Source organism: Kitasatospora sp. NPDC001540 (genome assembly GCF_042894345.1).
Classification (GTDB): domain Bacteria; phylum Actinomycetota; class Actinomycetes; order Streptomycetales; family Streptomycetaceae; genus Kitasatospora; species Kitasatospora phosalacinea_C.
Genome location: NZ_JBIAVO010000005.1, coordinates 286,190 through 305,439 on the forward strand (window position 1 = coordinate 286,190; position 19,250 = coordinate 305,439).

The window sequence follows — 19,250 nt, forward strand, 5'->3', positions numbered from 1 at the left end:
CATGGCGCTCGTGAACTCCACCGTCCCGCCGGCGCTGCGCCGCAAGCGTCGGCGGGAGCGGGCCAGGACCCTGGCCTTCCTCTCCCCCTGGCTGGTCGGGTTCGGGTTCTTCTTCCTGTACCCGCTGGTCTCGACGGTCTACTTCTCGTTCATGCACTACGACGGGTTCACCGCGCCGACCTTCGCCGGCCTGCAGAACTGGACCTACGTCCTCACCGACTACCCCTCCTTCTGGAAGGGCATGGGCAACACGCTCTGGTTGGTCGTGGTGATGGTCAGCCTGCGGGTGGTGTTCGGCCTCGGCGTCGGCATGCTGATCATCAAGGTGAAGTCCGGCGCCGGGTTCTTCCGCACCGCCTTCTACCTGCCGTACCTGGCGCCGCCGGTGGCCGCGACGATGGCGTTCGCGTTCCTGCTGAACCCGGGCACCGGGCCGGTCAACCACCTGCTGGGCGAGCTGGGCCTGCCGCAGCCGGGCTGGTTCACCGACCCGTCCTGGTCCAAGCCCGCCCTGACGCTGCTGGCGATGTGGGGCATCGGCGACCTGATGGTGATCTTCATGGCCGCGCTGCTGGACGTGCCGACCGAGCAGTACGAGGCCGCCGAGCTCGACGGCGCCGGGGGCTTCCAGCGCTTCCGGTACGTCACCCTGCCGAACATCTCGCCGATCGTGGTGTTCGCCGTGGTCACCGGCGTGATCCAGACCATGCAGTACTACACCCAGGCGATCGTCGCCGGGAAGGTCGCCTCCGGCGTGATCGGCGGCTCCGGGCAGCAGTTCGAACCCGGCTACCCGCACGGCTCCACCTGGACGCTGCCGCAGATGGTCTACAACCTCGGCTTCCAGCGCTTCGACACCGGCTCGGCCTGCGTCGTCGCCGTCATCCTGTTCGCCCTCTCGATGGCGTTCACCTCGATCCTGCTGCGGCGCAAGTCCGGCTTCACGAATGAGGACTGAGGCCCCGTGACCCTCGTCTCCGCTCTCCCCCGCAAGCGCACCGCCCCCGCCTCGGCGGCCGCCCGCGCCGCCCGCCGCCGCGCCGCCCTGCAGTGGGTCGCCGTGCACTCGGTGGCGATCGCCGCCGCGCTGTTCTTCCTGCTGCCGTTCGTGTTCGTCTTCCTGACCTCGGTGATGACCGACCGCCAGGCGCTCACCTCCGACCTGTGGCCGCACCAGTGGCAGTGGTCGAACTACGCGAAGGTCTGGCACACCCCCGGCTTCCTCACCTGGTGGCGCAACACCCTGCTCTACGCGGGCCTCGGCACCCTGCTGACGGTGGTCTCCAGCCTCCCGGTGGCGTACGCGCTCGCCAAGTTCCGCTTCCGCGGCCGGGGCCTCGCCCTGACGGCGGTGGTGGCGATGATGATGCTGCCGCCGCAGGTCACCGTCATCCCGATGTACCTGTTCTGGGCCAAGCAACTGCACCTGACCGGCTCGCTGTGGCCGCTGATCGTCCCGATGGCGTTCGGCGACGCGTTCACGATCTTCCTGCTGCGCCAGTTCCTGCTGACCATCCCCAAGGAGTACGCGGAGGCCGCCCGGATCGACGGCTGCGGCGAACTGCGCACCCTGCTGCGGGTGGTGCTGCCGATGGCGAAGCCCGCGATCGCCGCCGTCGCGCTCTTCCAGTTCTTCTCCTGCTGGAACGACTACTTCGGACCGCAGATCTACGCCTCCGAGAACCCGGACGCCTGGACGCTCAGCTACGGACTGGAGTCCTTCAAGGGCGCCCACCACACCAACTGGAACCTCACCATGGCGGCGACGCTGCTGGTGCTGGCCCCGGTGATCGTTCTGTTCTTCTTCGCACAACGCGCCTTCGTCGAAGGCGTCACACTGACAGGGGTCAAGGGCTGATGTCCGCACTGAAGTTGGCAATCGTCGGCGGTGGTTCCACCTACACGCCGGAGCTGATCGACGGGTTCGCGCGGCTGCGCGACACCCTGCCGATCGGCGAGCTGGTGCTGATCGACCCGGCGGCCGACCGCCTGGAGCTGATCGCCGCCCTGGCCCGCCGGATCTTCGCCAAGCAGGGCCACGGCGCCACCGTCACCACCGCCACCGACGTCACCGCGGGCGTGCGGGACGCCGACGCGGTGCTGCTGCAGCTGCGGGTCGGCGGCCAGGCCGCCCGCGACAAGGACGAGACCTGGCCGCTGGAGTGCGGCTGCGTCGGCCAGGAGACCACCGGCGCGGGCGGCCTCGCCAAGGCGCTGCGCACCGTCCCGGTGGTGCTGGACATCGCCGAGCAGGTCCGCCGCACCAACCCGGACGCCTGGATCGTCGACTTCACCAACCCGGTCGGCATCGTCACCCGCGCCCTGCAGACCGCCGGGCACCGGGCCGTCGGCCTGTGCAACGTCGCGATCGGCTTCCAGCGCAAGTTCGCGGCCCACCTGGGCGTCGACCCGGAGCTGGTGCGCCTGGACCACGTCGGCCTGAACCACCTGACCTGGGAGCGCGGCGTCACCCTGCTCGACTCCCCCGGTTCGACGGGCGGCCGCGAGGTGCTGCCGCAGCTGCTCGCCGAGCACGGCGAGGCGATCGCCGCCGACCTGCACCTGCCGCTGCCGGTGTTCCGCCGGCTCGGCGTCGTCCCCTCGTACTACCTGCGGTACTTCTACCAGCACGACGCCGTGGTGGAGGAGCTGAAGGTCAAGGGCTCCCGGGCCGCCGAGGTCGCCGCGATCGAGCGGCAGCTGCTGGAGATGTACGCCGACCCGGCCCTGGACACCAAGCCCGAGCTGCTCGGCAAGCGCGGCGGCGCGTTCTACTCCGAGGCCGCGGTGCAGCTGATCGCCTCGCTGCTGGGCACCGACGGCCGCACCACCGTCCAGGTGGTCAACACCCGCAACGACGGCGTGCTGCCGTTCCTGCCCGACGACGCGGTGATCGAGGTCCCGGCCGAGGTCGACGCCACCGGCGTCCGCCCGCTGCCGCAGCGCCCCGTCGAACCGCTGTACGCGGGCCTGATCGCCCATGTCACCGCGTACGAGCACCTGGCGCTGGACGCCGCGCTGCACGGCGGCCGGGACCGGGTCTTCGACGCGCTGCTCGCCCACCCGCTGGTCGGGCAGATCGAGCTCGCCGACCAGCTCACCGACCGGCTGCTGGCCCACAACCGCGACCACCTGAGCTGGGCGTGACCGGCACCATGACCGTGCACCGCCCCACCAGCACCCGGCACCACCACGGGGGGACCGGCCGATGAGCCACTCCGCACTCCTGCCCGGCGTCCTCGCCATCGACGCCGGGAACAGCAAGACCGACCTGGCCCTGGTCGGCGCCGACGGCACCGTCCTGGCCTCCGCCCGCGGCGGCGGCTTCCAGCCGCAGCACACCGGCCCGGCCGCGGCCGTCGCCGCGCTGGCCCCGCTGGTCGACGACCTGGCCCGGCAGGCCGGGGTCGACCGGCGGCCCGGCGGGCGGCCGCTGACCGACCACGTCAGCGCCTGCCTGGCCAACGCCGACCTGCCGGTCGAGGAGCAGCAGTTGCACGAGGCGATCGCCGGGTACGGCTGGGCGCCGTCCGTGCACGTCGCCAACGACACCTTCGGCCTGCTGCGGGCCGGGACCGACGGGCCGCTGGGCGTCGCGGTGGTCTGCGGCGCGGGCATCAACTGCGTCGGCCTGCGACCCGACGGGCGCACCGCCCGCTGGCCCGCGCTCGGCCGCCTCACCGGCGACTGGGGCGGCGGCGGCGGACTCGCCGAGGAGGCGATGTGGCACGCGGCCCGCGCCGAGGACGGCCGCGGCCCCGCGACCCTGCTCTCCCCGATGATCGGCGCCCACTTCGGCCTGGCGGGCGCCAACGCGGTCGCCGAGGCGATGCACCTGGGGCGGCTCGACCGGGCCCGGCTGCACGAGGTCTCCCGGGTGCTGTTCGCGGCGGGCGGGGCGGGCGACCCGACCGCGCTCGACCTGATCGACCGGCAGGCCGACGAGGTGGCCCGGCTCGCGGTGGTCGCGCTCACCCGGCTCGACCTGCTGGAACAGCCGGTGCCGGTGGTGCTCGGCGGCGGGGTGCTGGCCTCCCGGCAACCGCTGCTGCTGGACAACCTGACCGCCCGGCTGGCCGCCGACGCGCCGCTCGCCGAACCGCGGGTGGTCGTCGCCCCGCCCGTGCTGGGCGCGGCCCTGCTCGGCCTGGACCACCTGGGCGCCGCCCCCGCGGCGCACCGCCGCCTGCGCGAGGCGTACCCGACGGCCCGCCCGATAGCGGCCTGACGGCCCGTCCCGCGACTCCCCCGGAACGCCGCCGCCGACGGGGCGGCCGAGGCACTGCACCTGCCTCGGCCGCCCCGTCGGCGGTTCCGCGTCCCCCGGGCGTCAGCTCCGTCGGCCGCGGGAGCGCCGGGCCGCGAGCAGCACGCCGCCGCCGACCAGCAGCAGCACCGCGACCGCGCCCGCGGCGGCGGCCGACGCGCCGGTGCCCGGCAGCTCGGGGCCGTGGTGCGGGTACGGGTGCGGGGGCCGGGTGGGCTCGGGCGACGGGGTCGGTTCCGGTGACGGCGTCGGGCCCGGCGTCGGGCTCGGGCTCGGTGACGGGCCGTCGACGGTGACGGTGGCGCTCGCGCTGTTGTCGGACGGGTCGGTGTCGGTCTGGTCGAGCTCGCCCAGGTCCGCGGTGTTGGTGCGGGTGCCGGGCTCGGCGGCCCGGACGGTCAGCAGCAGCCGGGCCCGGTCGCCGACGGCGAGGTTCCCGATCGTCCACACCCCGGTGGCGGCCGCGTAGCTGCCGGTGCTCGGTACGGCAGAGACCAGTTCCAGCCCGGCGGGCAGCGGGTCGTCGACGGTCAGCCCGGTGGCGGGCGCCGGACCGTTGTTGGTGGCGGTCACGGTGAACACGCTCTGCCCGCCGACCTGCTGGTGCGCGGTGTCGACGCTCTTGCCGATCGCGATGTCGGTCTCGTCGAGCGGCCGGACGGTGGCGCTCGCCGTGTTGTTCTCCTTCACCGGGTCGTACTGGTCGGCGGAGGTGACGGCGGCGCTGTCGGTGGCGGGCGCGGCGGTGTCCAGCCGGACCAGCAGGGTGAGCTGCACGGATCCGCCGGGGGCCAGCGCGGGCACCGTCCAGGTGCCGGTCGCCGGGTCGTACGAGGTGCCGGGGGCGGGCGTCGCGGTGAGCAGCGTCGTCCCGGCGGGCACCGGGTTGGCGACGACCGCGTTGGTCGACCCGTGCGGACCGTAGTTGTGCAGGGTGACGGTGAAGGTGGTGGTGGAGCCCACCGGCAGCACCGTCGGGTCGGCGGTGACGGTGACGCCGAGGTTGGCGAAGTCGTCGGCGGAGACCACCGGGATGGTCGCGACCGCCGGACCGGCCGTGACGCTCTGCCCGATCGGGGTGACGGCGTCGACGGTGGCGGTGTTGGTGAACGAGCCGGCCGCCAGGTCGGCTTCGGTGACGGTGTGGCTGCCGGTGCACACCACCGCCTCACCCGGGTCCAGCACCGAGTCGGGGCAGGCCAGGTCGGTGACCTGCGGGTCGTGGACGGCGACGGTGGAGAGGACGGAGCCGCCGGTGTTGGTGGCGGTGACGGTGTACTCGACCACCTGGCCGACGGTGTGCGGGGCGGGCGTGACGGCCTGCTTGTCGAGCGTCAGCGAGGAGGTCAGCGGCACCGTGACGGTGGACGGCCCGGCGGTCACCGGGTCGCCGATGTCCGGGGTCGCGGTGGCGTTGGCGGTGTTGACCACCTGCCCGGCGGCGACGTCCGCGGCGGTGACGGTGTGGCTGCCGGTGCACACCACGGTCGAGCCGGGCGCGGGCGCGGGCGGCAGGGTGGTGGCCGGGCAGCTCACCGGCGCCAGCCGGTCGTCCGCGACGGACAGCGAACTGACCGGCACCACACCGGCGTTGGTGACCACGTACTGGTACGGGATGACCGTCCCCTCGGTGATCACGGCGGGCAGCGGGGGGCCGTTCCGGTCGACCTGCTTGACCAGGTCGAGGTCGCCCAGCGGCAGGATCGAGGAGGCGTTGACGTTCCGGATCAGGTGGACGTCGGTGGAGCCGCCGGTGGAGGCGCTGAACCCGAACTTGTAGGTGGACGGCAGCCCGTCCGGGGCCGGCTGGTCGAGCACCTGGTGCCAGCCGGTGCCGTCCTGGAAGTCCACCTGGACGATCACCCGGGGTGCGGGCGCGGGCGTGATCTGCACGTTGACGGTGCGCTCGGCGACCGCCGGGTCGACCGTGCCGAACGGCGCGCCCAGGCTTCCGGGCAGCGTGCTCGCCGCCCGGGGCGGGTCACCGGCCGGCGGCTCGGTGGTGGAGGCCAGGTAGCAGTAGCCGGAGATGCCCGCGCCCGGCCCGCGCAGGGTGACCACGTTGGGCGCGACCGCGCCGTCCACCCTGACCGGCGACTGCTGGCCGGTCGGGCAGTCCGCGCCGCGCAGCTCGCCGTCGTTGTAGAAGTTGCCGTACATGTCCAGGCCCACGCCCAGGTACCCGCCGACCACGCCGGGGGTGAGGTTGCGCTGCGCGTAGCCGAGGCTGCCGCCGTCCGCGCCCTTCGAGTCCAGCGGGGTCGAGCCGTCCACCAGGTAGAACCCGATGCCGTCGCCGGGCTGCGCGTTGCCGCCGTACTGGTACTGCTCGAAGGTCACCGACAGACCCGCCGAGGCGGGCACCGGGCGGCGGTACAGCAGCGAGCCGCCGACGAACCCGGCCGAGTCGTTCAGCTGGAGGTAACCGGGCGTGACGCCGGGCACCGGCGCGGCCGGGGTGCCGCCGGTCGGACAGGACGGGATCGGCGCGGCGCCGGGCGCGGGCGTGCCGCCGGGCGGTGCGCCGGTCAGGCAGGTGTCGCCGAGCGGTTCCCAGGACGGGTCGGACACCGAGGAACCCTCGAAGGTCTCGTCGACGATCACCGTCCCGCCGGACGCCGGGCCCGGCCCCACCCGTACCGCGGCCGGTGCCGGGCCCGCCACCGCCTGCGGCACCGCGAGCACCGGCCCCGCCGCCAGCAGGAGTGCCACCGCCGCTCGCGCCGCCCTGCGCATCCGTCCCGTCATCCGCTCTCCCGTTGCACGCGCCGTCGCCCGGTCCGGGCGGGGCGAGCGTAGGCGCGGCGGACGCGCCCGACCGGGCAGTGCGCCGACCGTGGGCGTGGCAGGCGCGGCGGGCGCGGCGGGGGTCAGGCGTCCGGGTGGAGGCACTCGATCAGGTGGTCGCCGGTGTCGGGGTCGGTGACCACGCCGTGGGCCTCGCTGCCGAAGCCGGGGAAGGTCCGGTCGAAGGACTCCAGGGCGGTCAGGTAGCGCAGCAGCGGGCCGTCCGGGGCGCCGAGGGACTCGCCGGGCATCAGCACCGGGATGCCCGGCGGGGTGACGGTGACCATCGCGGCGGCCGTCCGGTGCGCGGCGTCGGCGAGGCGGACGCGTTCGGTGCCGCCGCGCACCAGCCGCTGGTAGCAGTACCGGGGCGGGTGGACGGGCCGCGGCGGGTGCCGGAACGCCTCGTCGAGGGCCTGGACGAACGCGCCGTCGGTGAGGTGCCGGTGCATCTGGGCGCACAGCTCGCGCAGGCTGGTGTCCCGGTAGCGGCGCGGGTGCCCCTCGACCAGGGCGGGCAGCACCCGGGCGAGCGGCGCGTCCTCGTCGTACAGGGCCTTGAAGTCCATCAGGGCGTCCATCAGGGTGCCCCACTTGCCCTTGGTGATGCCCATCGAGAACAGCACCAGGGTGCTGTAGCTGTCGGTCTTCTCCACCACGATGCCGCGGGTGGCGAGGTAGGCGGTCAGCAACCGGGCCGGGATGCCCCACGGCTCGGTGCGGCCGTCGGCGGTGACGCCGGGGCAGGTGAGGGTGACCTTGACCGGGTCGAGCAGGCAGTGGCCCTCGCTCAGGCCGTCGAAGCCGTGCCAGGCGGCGCCGGGTTCGAGCCGCCAGCAGGACGCCTCGCCCGCGAGCAGAGCGACCGGGGCGTCCGCGAAGGCGGTCCGGGCGCCGGTGGCGGGGTCGGTGACCGTCTCGGGCTGCCAGACGCCGAAGAACCAGTCCGGGCGGTCCCCGGCGGCGGTGATCCGGCGGGCGGTGCGCACCACGGCCTGCCGGAAGCGGACGGCCTCGGTGACGGCCTCGTCGATCAGCCAGCGGCCCTGCGGCCCGTCCATCATGGCGGCCGCCACGTCGAGGGAGGCGATCGCCGGGTAGAACGCCGAGGTGGTGCCGTGCATCATGAACGTCTCGTTGAAGCGGTCGTGCTCCACCGGCGCCCGGGGTGCGGGGCGCACGTGCACCATGGCGCTCTGCGAGAGGGCAGCGAGCAGCTTGTGGGTGGAGTGGGTGGCGAACACGGTGGGCCGCTCGGGGCCCGGCAGGGTGTCCGGGCCGACCGCCATGCCGTAGCGGCCCTCGTACAGCGGGTGGAAGCGGGCGTAGGCGAACCAGGCCTCGTCGAAGTGCAGGCGCGGGGTGCTGGGCGCGAGCGCCCGGGCCACCGCGACCGTGTCGTAACAGAGGCCGTCGTAGGTGGAGTTGGTGACGACGGCGTACTGCGCCGCCGGGGAGAGCGCGTCGGCGGTGAGCGGGTTGGCGGCGATCCGGGCCGCGACGGCCGCCGGGTCGAGGGCGGCGGGCGGCAGCGGGCCGGCCAGCCCGTAGCCGTTGCGGGTCGGCACCAGGTAGACCGGGCGGGCGCCGGAGACCACCAGGCCGTGCAGGACGGACTTGTGGCAGTTGCGGTCGACCAGGGCGATCTCGTCGGCGGTGACGCTGTAGTGGCCGACCATCCGGTTGCAGGTGGAGTCGCCGTGCAGGACGAAGTAGGTGCGCTCGGCGCCGAACACCCGGGCCGCGTTGCGCTCGGCCGCGCCGATCGGGCCGCTGTGCTCGTACAGCGAACCGAGTTCGCCGACCGAGATCGACAGGTCGGTGCGGAACAGCCGCTCGCCGTAGTAGTCGAAGAAGGCGCGCCCGGCCGCCGACTTCAGGAAGGCCACGCCGCCGGAGTGGGCGGGGGTGTGCCAGGAGTACTCGTGGGCGTCGTCGAAGCGCCGCAGGGCGCGGAAGAACGGCGGCAGCACCTCGCTGCGGTAGGTGGCGGCGGCGGACGCGACCCGGCCCGCGATGAACGCGGGGGTGTCCTCCAGCGGCCAGACGTAGCCGACGACGGCCTCGGAGACCCACAGCGGCAGGTGCTCCAGGTCGTGGTCCGAGCCGTCCGCCATCAGCAGGAAGACCGGCAGGTCCTTGAAGCGGCGCCGGACCCGCTCCAGCACCTCGGCCCCGCCGCCGTCGCCCGGGGCGCCGCCCGGCAGGTCCCAGGCGACCACCGCGGCCGCCAGGCCCGCCTCGACCTGGAGCGTCGCCACCGCGTCCCGGGCGTCGCGGGCCCAGCGCAGCTCCAGGCCGCGGCCCTGCAACTCCTTGCCGATCCGGCGCAGTTGCTCGGCGCTCACCCCACCGCCCAGCGGATCGTTGCGCACTGCCAGCAGTACCGTGCCGTTCGCCATGGGTCCGCCTGCCCTCGGTCGCGTCCGGTGCCGCGCGGGGCACCGGGACGTGGGTGGGTGCGCGCCGCGGGCCCGCGGGCCGGGGCACAGCGCCATTGTGGTCTCCGTGCACGACCGATCGGGCGGGCCGTGGCCGGTTCCCACCCGGACGAGTGGCGCGCCGCCGGTGAGTTGACGACCCGCCAGAGGGTGACCAGCCCGGCCGCGCGTACGGGCCGACGGCCGGCGGGACGTCCGAGGGGCGGCCCCGCGAGGTAACGGTACGTCACCTTGCGGACAAGTTCCCCGGTCGGGTATCAATTCAGTGAAAATCTGGCAAGGTTGCCCGGGATGCCCGCTCTGTCCGTTGAACGCGCCGGATCCGGTTGTTAGTGTCGCGCGCTCACAGCGCGTCCGACGGGGGCGTGCGGCCGCAACCGCCGGGAGCAGCGCCAGATGGCGATCGTCAAGTCCACGATTCAGCAGCAGGTCGCCGACGCGATCGCCGCGATCGAGCCCAACGACCGTCCGGTCGCCACCATCCAGACCATCACGGGACCGAGCCCCTGGCTGACCAACGGCGTGCTCGGCCTCATCGGTCAGCTGATGGTCAAGTACTACTTCGTCACGCTGACCCACCGGGTGGTCGTCATCCACCGCACCTCCCGGATCAGCAACCGCCCGCAGGAAGTCCTGTACGTGATCCCGCTGGACCAGGCCCGCGCCTCGATCAGCGACGTGCGGCGCAACACCCTGTGGAGCTCGCTGCGCTTCCAGCTCCCGAACGAGCCGAAGCCGACCCGGATGAACATCCACCGCATGTGGCGGGCCGAGATGGACACCTTCGTCGGCGCCCTGCTCGGCGGCGCCCCGGGCATTCCCGGCCAGTACCCGGCGGTCCAGGCCCCGGCGCCGGGCCAGTACCCGCAGGCCCAGGCCCCCGTCCCCGGCCAGTACCCGGCGGCCCCGCCCGCGGCCCCGTACCCGCCGCAGCAGCCCGCCGGCCAGTACCCGCAGGCCCCGCAGGCCCCGGGCCAGTACCCGGCGCCGGGAGCCAACCCGTACCAGAGCTGACCCGCACCAGGGTTGAGCGTTCCGCCGGAGCGCCCGTCCGACCGCCGAACAGGGGCGGCCGGGCGGGCGCTCCGGCGTTCCCGGGGCCCACGGAGGGCGGGTGGTTCAGCTGAGGTGGGTGCGGGCCCAGTCGGCGAGCAGCCGGGCGCAGGCGTCGACGGACTCCTGCCAACTGCGCACCGCGCCCTCGCCCGCCTCGTCGCTGACGTGCTTGACCAGCCGGACGGGGAGCTGGGCGCGGCGGGCGACGGTGGCGATCGCGTAGCCCTCCATGTCGACCAGGTCGGCGGTGCGGGCCAGCAGTTCGCGGTCGGCGTCGGCGGAGACGAAGCGGTCGCCGGTGGCGAGCACCGGACCGGTCGGGCCGAGGTCGATCGGGCCGTCCATCGGGCGGCCGGTGAGCTGCCCGAGCAGTTCGACGTCGAGGTCGTGCTGGAGCACCCGGCCGATCTCGTGGGTGCCGCCGAGACCGGGCCGCAGCGCACCCGCGGTCCCCAGGTTGACGATCCCGGCGGGCCGCTCGCCCCCCGCCAGCACGGCGGCCAGCGCGGCGGCCGCGTTGAGCTTGCCCATGCCGGTGAGCAGCACCGGCAGGCCGCCGTCGAAGTGCGCGGCCTCCTCGGGCAGGGCGACGACGAGCAGCGGGCGGTCGGGGGTGACGGTTCCGGTCAGACGCATGACGCCCAGCTTACGAGGGCGCCGGAGGGCGTTCGGGGCGCGGCCCGGGCGGCGCCCGGTGGACGGGGCGCGGCCCGCAGGGCTACCAGTGGACGGGACACCACCGACGGGCGGCCGGGCCAGGTCCCGGACGGCCCTCGACGCCCGGGACCTGGCCCGGAGGGCACTCGGAGCACAGCCCGGAGGACGCCCGGCGCCCGGGGCACGGCCCGGGTGGCCCCCATGCCCGGAGCCCGGCCCGGAGAGCGCCCAGGCCCCGGCCCGGAGGGCGTCCGGTGGACGGGGCGCGGCCGGTCGGGGTCGGGTCGGTGACCGCTGGGCGAACACCCGGACAACTGCGGCCGATCCGCCGTCGCGCGTGGCGATACTGCCCGGAGACGTGGCCGGTGGAGCCGAGGGGGGAACGGTGGCCGCACAGACCCAGGGGGGCGTCCGCGCGCCGTCCCCCGCCCGCGCGCCGGAGCCGGATCCCGGCGGGCCGGTGCCGGTACCCGGCGGGCGGCCGCTCGCCGGGCGGCTGTCCGGCCCGCTGGCGCGCCTGCGGGCGGCCTCCCGCACCCCGCCGGGGCGGCTGCGCACGGCGCTGGCGGTGCTGGTGGCGCTGACGGTGCTGTTCGGCGTCACGGCGGCCTGGCAGTCCGCGGAACGGTCCGTGGCGGCCCGGCAGTTGGCGTCCCGCAGCGAACCGCTCAGCCAGGACGCGGCCGAGATCTACCGCTCGCTGGCGGACGCCGACGCCACCGCCGCCGCGGGCTTCCTGATGGCCTCCGCCGAGCCGCCCGAGGTCCGCAAGCGCTACCAGGACGACCTGGCGACCGCGGCCCGGCTGATCCCGCAGGCCGCCGCGCGCAGCGGCGCGTCCGCCGAGGCGCAGCGGCAGTTGGCCGTGCTGGGCGAGCAACTGCCGCGCTATGCGGGCCTGGTGGAGACCGCCCGGGCGATCAACCGGGAGGGCCTGCCGCTCGGCGGGGCGTACCTGCGGTACGCCTCGAACTACCTGCAGACCGCCGTGCTGCCGAATGCCCAGCGGATCGCCGACGGCGAGGCCGCCGCCCTGGACGGGGACCACGACGCGGCGGCCGCGGTGCCGTGGGCGGCGCTGGCGCTGGGCGTGCTGCTGCTGGGGGCGCTGGGCCGCTACCAGGTGCTGCTGTTCCGGCGCACCAACCGGGTGTTCAACCCGGGCCTGCTGACCGCCTCGGCCGCGGTGCTGGCCGCGCTGGCCTGGACGGCCGCCGGCACCGTCTCGGCCGGCACCGACCTGCACCGGGCCCGCACCCAGGGCATCGACCCGCTGCGCGACCTGAACCGGGTCCGGGTGGAGGCGCTGCAGGCGCACACCGCCGAGAACCTCGACCTGGTCTCGCGCGGCGCCACCGAGGCGTTCAAGGAGCGCTGGGACGCGCTGGCGAAGACCCTGACCGCCTCCCCCCGCGACCCCGGTTCGGTGGCCGGCCTGCTGGCCGCCCCGCCGGACCGGGCCCGGCAGCAACTGGCCGACGCCCGGCGGTGGTTCGACGAGTGGCAGCAGCGGCACGCGGAGGCCGCCCGGCTGGACGCCGACGGCCGCTACGAGGAGGCGCTGGGCAAGACCCTGGCCCCGGGCCGGGACGACACCGCCGAAGCCGCGTTCAACGCCGCCGGGCAGCAGTGGGCGCAGGCCGGACGGTCCGAGCAGGCCGCGTTCGACGCGGCCGCGGGCGGCGTCGACGGGACGCTGGCCGTCCAGGCCGCGGCGACGGCGCTGCTGGCCGCGCTGGCGGTCGGCGGCACGGTGCGCGGCCTCGGCCGCCGACTGGCCGAGTACCGGTGACGGGGGGACGAGGGATGCGCAGGCGCAGGGCGAGGACCGGGACGCTGCTCGCGGCCGCGGCACTGCTGGCGGGCCTGCTCGGCACCGGCGGCTCGGCCGCCGGGGCGGGCGGCGTCCGCGGGGAGGCGCTCGTGCACGCCGCGGGCGCCGCGCCGCAGAACGCGGTGCAGAACGCGGTGCAGGGGGAGAACTGCGACACCGGGACGTCGCTGCCGCCCAAGCAGCAGGTCGGGGCCCGGATCCAGGAAATCCGCAAGCGCGGCTACCTGATCGTCGGCGTCGACCAGAGCGCCTACAACTGGGGCTACCGGGACTCCCAGACCGGCCGGATCGAGGGCTTCGACATCGACCTGGCGCGCGCCGTCGCCCAGTCGGTCCTCGGCGACCCGGACAAGGTGCGGCTCAAGACCGTCGCCACCGCCGACCGGGTCAAGCTGCTCCAGGCGCAGCCCCAGCCGATCGACCTGATCGCCCGGGCGATGACCATCACCTGCGACCGGCTGGCGCAGATCTCCTTCTCCGCGCCGTACTTCAAGGTCTCCCAGCGGGTGGTGGCGCCGAAGGCCGCGCACGCCCGCAGCGTGGCCGAGGCGCTCGGCGGCAAGCGGGTCTGCGCGGCGCTGAACTCCTCCTCGCACAACGAGCTGAAGGCGAACCCGCACGGCGCCGCCTCGGTCGTCACGCCCGACAACCAGCTGGACTGCCTGGTGCTGATGGAGCTCGGCGAGGCGGACGCCACCCTGTCGGACAGTTCGCTGGCCGCCGCGATGGTCGCCCAGGACCAGACCATGGAGCTGGCCGGGGAGTCCTTCCTGCCCACGTACATGGGCGTGGGCATGAACAAGAACGACACCGACCTGGTCGCGTGGGTCAACCAGGTGCTGGTCGATTGGCGCAACAGCGGCGGCTGGCAGGCCAGTTACGACAGGTGGCTGCGGCCCGGCATGGGGGATCCGGGCCCGTACCGGCCGTGGTGAGGGCGGGGGCGCGGGCCGCGGTGGCGGCGGGAGCGGTGGGCGGCGGAACGGCGGCGGGAGCGGTGGGCGCGGCGGGCGGAGCGCGGTCCGGGACGGGGAATCCGGGGGACCGCCGTCCGCGCGGTGCCGGGCGTCGGGGAGACTGGCGGCCCACGGGCCGTCGCTCCGACCGCCCCAGGACCGACGCCCCGTCACCACGACCGTGGCCGAGAGGAGGAACCGCGTTGGCCGGAACGACCCGCCCGGTGATGAACCGTGAGGAGGTCGACCGCGCGCTGACCCGGCTGGGAGCCGAGCGCGACGCGGTCGAGGCGGCGCTGCTGGCGCTCCAGGACCACCCGGGACTGCGTCTGCTGACCGGCGCCGAACTGACCGGACGCACCCGGGAGCGCTGGGCCGTCGCCGAGGGCGGAGTCGCCCTGCTGTGGGCGCTGTTCGACCGGTACGCGGAGGCGCTGGCCTCCGCCCGCGCGGTCCGCTCCCGGCGCGCCCGTCCCACCAACGCCGAACTCACCGAGCTCGGCGAACTGCTCACCGGCCGCTCGGTCACCGTCTCCGGCGGCCGGCTCCCCCACCCGTCGGGCCGACTCCCGGCCCCGGCACGGCTGGTCGAGCAGGTCACGCTCGGCGAACTGCTGGAGCGGATGAACGGCTGGTACGCGGTGGTGGTCGAGGTGGTGAGCGCCGTCGACGCGGTCTGGTCGGCGCTGCCCGCCCGGATCGACCTGCTGCTGACCGAACTCGGCCGGGTCCGGATGCTCGCCGGATCGGTCGGCGTCCGCCCCGGCGCGCACCCGCTGGCCGACGACCTCGACGAACTGGCCCGGCAGTTGACCGCGCTGCGGGCCCTGGTGGTGTCCGACCCGCTCGCGCTGTGGCGGCCCAGCCGGGTGCCCGCGCAGCGCGGCCGGGCCGCCGAGGACACCGCCTGGGCCGCGCCCACCGGCGCCGTGGACACCACCGGGTTCGACCGGATGGGCCGCCGGCTCGACGACGTGCGCGTCGAACTGGAGGGCCTGCTGCGGCTGCGCGACGAGTCCCACGAGCGCCTCCAGCAGGTCGCCGACCTGCTCCAGCGCGCCGAACTGACCCTCGCCGAGGCCCGCCGGGCCCGCGGCGAGGTGCTGGCCAAGATCGCCGCGACCGAGGTGCCCGCCGTGCCCGGCCCGCCCTCCGCGCTGCGCGAGGCGATCGGCCAGGCCGTCGACTACCAGCAGACCGGCCAGTGGCACCGGCTCGGCCCGCTGCTGGACGCGCTGGAGGACGCCGCCGCCAAGGAGCTCGGCCGGGCCCGGCAGTCGCTCACCGAGGTCGCCCAGCCGCTCGCCGTCCGGGCCGAACTGCGCGGCCGGCTGGAGGCGTACAAGGCGATGGCCGCCCGGTTCGGCCTGGCCGAGGACCCCGAGGTGGTCGAGCGCTTCGAGAAGGCCCGCTGGCTGCTCTGGAGCGCCCCGTGCGACCTGCGGGCCGCCGCCGAGGCCGTCGGCCGCTTCCAGCAGGCCCTGCGCGCGCCCGAACGGCAGCCGCCGCGACCGCCGCAGCGGGAGCAACCGGAGGCCCGGGACGGCCGGCCGCCGGAACAGAGCGACCAGGGGGAGGACAGCGATGGCTGAGGCATGCGCCCGCACGGGCTGCACCGGGGAGATCGACGCCGACGGCTACTGCGACGCGTGCGGGCTCGCCCCCGACCGCACCCCGGCCCCCGCCGCGGCCGCCGCGGCCGCCGCACGGGCGCCCGGCGGCCCGTGCGGGCGCGGCGGCTGCGACGGCGCCGTCGACCCGGACGGCTACTGCGACACCTGCGGCCTCGCCGCCGCACCCGCGGCCTCCGCACCCGCGGTCTCCGCACCCGTCTCCGCCGCCGCCGTCCCGCTGCCCGCCCCGCGGGCCTCCTCGGCCGGTTCCCGGTCGGGCCGTTCCCGTTCCGGCGGCTCGGTGTCGGTGCGCAGTTCGCGCGGCAGCACCGGCAGCGCCAGGCGCGGCAACCTGGGCGCGGGCCTGGTGGCGATCGCCCCGGTGCCGACCGCGGACCCGGCGCGGGCGGTGCTGGCGAACCCGGAGGTGCCGGAGCACAAGCGGTTCTGCTCGCGCTGCGACCAGCCGGTGGGCCGGGAGAAGGACGGCCGCCCGGGCCGCCCGGAGGGGTTCTGCACCAAGTGCGGCACCGCGTACTCGTTCACCCCGAAGCTGGCGCGCGGCGACCTGGTCGGCGGCCAGTACGAGGTGATGGGCTGCCTGGCGCACGGCGGCCTGGGCTGGATCTACCTGGCGGTGGACCGCCGGGTGAACGACCGGTGGGTGGTGCTCAAGGGCCTGCTCGACACCGGCGACGAGGACGCGCTGGCGGTGGCGATCGCCGAACGGCGGTTCCTGGCCGAGGTCGACCACCCGAACATCGTCCGGATCATCAACTTCGTCGAGCACCCGGACGCCCGGACCGGCGTCGCCGACGGCTACATCGTGATGGAGTACGTCGGCGGCAAGTCGCTGAAGGACATCGCCAACGAGCGCCGCGCCCCGGACGGGCGGCGCGAGCCGCTGCCGGTCGAGCAGGCGCTGGCGTACGCGCTGGCGGCGCTGCCCGCGCTGGGCTACCTGCACGCCCGCGGGCTGGTGTACTGCGACTTCAAGCTGGACAACGTGATCCAGTCGGACGACATGCTCAAGATCATCGACATGGGCGCGGTCCGGCGGCACGACGACGACGGCCCGATCTACGGCACCGTCGGCTACCAGGCCCCGGAGATCGCCACCGTCGGCCCCTCCCCCGCCTCCGACCTGTACACGGTGGCCCGCACGCTGGCCGTGATGACCTTCGACTTCCGCGGCTACACCGACCGCTGGCGGTACGAGCTCCCGGGCCCGGACGAGGTCGAGGTGTTCGCCCGGTACGAGTCCTTCCACCGGCTGCTGGTGCGCGCCACCGACCCGGACCCGGCCCGCCGCTTCGCCTCCGCCGAGGAGATGGCCGCGCAGCTGACCGGCGTGCTGCGCGAGGTGCTGAGCCTGCAGGACGGGCGGCCCAGGCCCGCGTCCTCCGCGCTGTTCGGGCCGGAACTGCGGGTCGTCGACACCGAGTTGGCCGAGCGGACGCCGGACGCCCGGGCGGCCGCGCTGGCCCTGCCCGCCCCGCTGGCCGACCCGGCCGACCCGCACGCGGGCCTGCTCGCCACCCTGCCCACCGGCTCCCCCGCCGAGGCGCTGGCCGCGCTCCGGGCCTCCGGCGCCGACTCTCCGGAGCTGCGGCTGCGGGCGCTGCGCACCCACCTGGAGCTCGGCGACACCGCGGCCGCCACCGCGGCGCTGGCCGCGCTGGAGGCCGAGCACCCCGACGACTGGCGGGTGGTGTGGCACCGCGGCCTGACCGCGCTGGCCGCGGACCGGGCCGCGGAGGCCCGCGACTCCTTCGAGGCGCTGTACGACGCGTTCCCCGGCGAGGGCGCGCCCAAGCTGGCGCTCGCGGTCTGCGCCGAACTGCTCGGCGACACCGCGGCCGCGGCCCGGTACTACGCCCAGGTCAACCTGGTCGACCGGTCCTTCGTCGGGGCCGCGTTCGGCCTGGCCCGGGTCCGGCTCGCGGACGGCGACCGGGACGGCGCGGTCGCCGCGCTGGAGGCCGTCCCGGAGGGCTCCGCGCACTGGACCGCCGCCCGGATCGGCGCGGTCCGCGCCCGGCTGCGCGGCCGGGCCGCCACCGAGCCGCTGGCCGCCGAACTCGCCGACAGCTCCGAGCGGCTGGCGGCGCTGACCCTGGACGCCCGGCGGCGCGAGGAACTGACCGTCGAGGTGCTGGACTCGGCGCTGAACTGGGTCCTGGCGGGGGCCGCCGGGAGGCCCGCCACGCTGACCGTGCTGGGACATCCCGCCGCGGAACGGGAACTGAGGCTCGCCCTGGAACACTCCTACCGAATGTTGGCCCGGTTGTCCGACCGGACCGAGACGAGGATCGAGTGGGTGGAACGGGCCAACCGGGCCCGCCCCAGGACATGGGTGTGAGCATGCCGCAGCAGACCGAGTGCCCGAACTGTGCCGAACCGCTGGGTTCGCAGGACGCGTTCTGCGGGGCCTGCGGCACCGCCCTGACCGGGCCGCCGACCCTGCGCGACCTGCCCGTCGTGCCCAGCTGCCCGCACTGCGGCTCCGCCGAGCTCGCGGACGGCTGGTGCCAGCACTGCGGGCAGGCCCAGCCGCGCGAACGCGACCACCAGGAGCTGGAGCTGACCGGCGTCGCGGCGGTCTCCGACCGCGGCCTGCGGCACCACCGCAACGAGGACGCGTTCACCGTCGCCACCGCCGAGGGCCCCGGCGGCGCGCCCGTGGTGCTCGCCGTGGTCTGCGACGGCGTCTCCTCCTCGGCCCGCCCCGACGAGGCCTCCGCCACCGCCGTCACCGCCGCCGCCGACTCGCTGGTCGCCGCGCTGGCCGCCGGGCGCGAGCCCGGCCAGGCGATGCGCGAGGCGATCGGCGCCGCCAACCGGGCCGTCACCGCGCTCGCCCACGACGGCACCGCCCCCGACGGCCGCCACCACAACGCCCCCGCCTGCACCTACGTCAGCGCGATCAGCTCCGGCGGCCTGGTCACCATCGGCTGGGTCGGCGACACCCGCGCCTACTGGATCCCGGACGACCGCGAGGCCGCCGAACCGTACCGGCTCACCGAGGACGACTCCTGGGCGGCCCGGATGGTCGCCGCCGAGCTGATGGCCGAGGCCGAGGCGTACGCCGACCCGCGCGCCCACGCCATCACCGGCTGGCTCGGCGCCGACGCCGAGGACCTCGACCCGCACACCGTCAGCTTCACCCCGCACGTCCCCGGCGTGCTGCTGATCTGCACCGACGGGCTGTGGAACTACGCCGAGGCCGCCACCGACCTGGCGTTCTTCGTCCGCACCGATGCCCGGACCGAACCGCTGGCCGCCGCGCAGGAGTTGGTGCGGTTCGCGGTCGAGCGCGGCGGGCACGACAACATCACCGTCGCGGTCCTGCCGATCGACCCGCCGACGGCGCCGACCGTCCACGACGCCACCCTGCTCGACGTGCCGCTGCCGCGCGCCGCCGACCCGGACGCCACCGTGCCGCTGCGCCCGGCCGCGCCGCCCGCGCCGCCCGTGCCCCCGGCCCCGGCCGCACCTCCGGCCGTGCCTCCCGCCCCGGCCGCGCCGCCCGCCCCGGTGCCGACCGCCGCCGAGCCCGCGCCGCCCGCCGCGGACTGACCTCCGCCGCTCGCACCACCGACACCGCCGCCGCCACCGATTCCTCCGACAGGAGCTCTC

The 19,250-nt window shown here is 75.5% G+C and carries 13 protein-coding genes; 10 read left to right on the forward strand and 3 right to left on the reverse strand.

Annotation, left to right across the window (positions count from 1 at the left end):
- Window position 1 precedes the first annotated feature (1 nt).
- The 4 genes from ACFY00_RS09715 (at window position 2) to ACFY00_RS09730 (ending at window position 4,228) form a co-directional block, all read left to right on the forward strand.
- A complete protein-coding gene (locus ACFY00_RS09715; RefSeq protein ID WP_388029122.1) occupies window positions 2-958 on the forward strand; it encodes a carbohydrate ABC transporter permease in 957 nt (318 codons plus the stop codon).
- A 6-nt stretch (window positions 959-964) separates the two neighbouring features.
- Window positions 965-1,858 carry a carbohydrate ABC transporter permease gene (locus ACFY00_RS09720; RefSeq protein WP_388029125.1) on the forward strand — a complete coding sequence of 298 codons (894 nt, stop codon included), beginning with the start codon at window positions 965-967 and terminating at the stop codon, window positions 1,856-1,858.
- A gap of 8 nt (window positions 1,859-1,866) precedes the next feature.
- Window positions 1,867-3,147, forward strand: coding sequence for a 6-phospho-beta-glucosidase (locus tag ACFY00_RS09725; protein ID WP_388029219.1), 1,281 nt, complete (start codon window positions 1,867-1,869; stop codon window positions 3,145-3,147).
- A 61-nt stretch (window positions 3,148-3,208) separates the two neighbouring features.
- On the forward strand, window positions 3,209-4,228 hold the full coding sequence (locus ACFY00_RS09730) for an N-acetylglucosamine kinase (protein WP_388029127.1): 1,020 nt from the start codon (window positions 3,209-3,211) through the stop codon (window positions 4,226-4,228).
- Window positions 4,229-4,330: 102 nt separating this feature from the next.
- On the opposite strand, the gene ACFY00_RS09735 is transcribed toward ACFY00_RS09730, so the two are convergent.
- Window positions 4,331-7,015, reverse strand: coding sequence for a hypothetical protein (locus ACFY00_RS09735; RefSeq protein ID WP_388029130.1), 2,685 nt, complete (start codon window positions 7,013-7,015; stop codon window positions 4,331-4,333).
- Between the two features lie 122 nt (window positions 7,016-7,137).
- The gene (locus tag ACFY00_RS09740; RefSeq protein ID WP_388029131.1) at window positions 7,138-9,456 is read right to left on the reverse strand and encodes an Orn/Lys/Arg decarboxylase N-terminal domain-containing protein; all 2,319 of its coding nucleotides are present in this window, start codon (window positions 9,454-9,456) and stop codon (window positions 7,138-7,140) included.
- A 435-nt stretch (window positions 9,457-9,891) separates the two neighbouring features.
- Between ACFY00_RS09740 and ACFY00_RS09745 the strand changes: the two genes are divergently transcribed.
- Window positions 9,892-10,509, forward strand: a complete 618-nt coding sequence (locus ACFY00_RS09745) for a hypothetical protein (RefSeq protein WP_388029134.1) — start codon at window positions 9,892-9,894, stop codon at window positions 10,507-10,509.
- 105 nt (window positions 10,510-10,614) lie between these two features.
- Here ACFY00_RS09745 and ACFY00_RS09750 read toward each other — a convergent pair whose 3' ends face one another.
- Complete coding sequence (locus tag ACFY00_RS09750; RefSeq protein ID WP_388029135.1) at window positions 10,615-11,187, reverse strand: nucleosidase; 573 nt, start codon at window positions 11,185-11,187, stop codon at window positions 10,615-10,617.
- A 406-nt stretch (window positions 11,188-11,593) separates the two neighbouring features.
- Between ACFY00_RS09750 and ACFY00_RS09755 the strand changes: the two genes are divergently transcribed.
- The 5 genes from ACFY00_RS09755 to ACFY00_RS09775 all read left to right on the forward strand — a co-directional run bounded on the left by ACFY00_RS09755 (window position 11,594) and on the right by ACFY00_RS09775 (window position 19,190).
- A complete protein-coding gene (locus tag ACFY00_RS09755) occupies window positions 11,594-13,000 on the forward strand; it encodes a hypothetical protein (RefSeq protein WP_388029136.1) in 1,407 nt (468 codons plus the stop codon).
- 14 nt (window positions 13,001-13,014) lie between these two features.
- The gene (locus tag ACFY00_RS09760) at window positions 13,015-13,977 is read left to right on the forward strand and encodes a glutamate ABC transporter substrate-binding protein (RefSeq protein ID WP_388029138.1); all 963 of its coding nucleotides are present in this window, start codon (window positions 13,015-13,017) and stop codon (window positions 13,975-13,977) included.
- Between the two features lie 248 nt (window positions 13,978-14,225).
- Window positions 14,226-15,590, forward strand: a complete 1,365-nt coding sequence (locus ACFY00_RS09765) for a hypothetical protein (protein WP_388029222.1) — start codon at window positions 14,226-14,228, stop codon at window positions 15,588-15,590.
- Complete coding sequence (locus tag ACFY00_RS09770) at window positions 15,583-17,973, forward strand: tetratricopeptide repeat protein (protein WP_388029139.1); 2,391 nt, start codon at window positions 15,583-15,585, stop codon at window positions 17,971-17,973. The genes ACFY00_RS09765 and ACFY00_RS09770 overlap by 8 nt, the downstream gene beginning before the upstream one ends.
- Window positions 17,974-17,975: 2 nt before the next feature.
- On the forward strand, window positions 17,976-19,190 hold the full coding sequence (locus ACFY00_RS09775; RefSeq protein ID WP_388029225.1) for a PP2C family serine/threonine-protein phosphatase: 1,215 nt from the start codon (window positions 17,976-17,978) through the stop codon (window positions 19,188-19,190).
- Window positions 19,191-19,250: the final 60 nt, after the last annotated feature.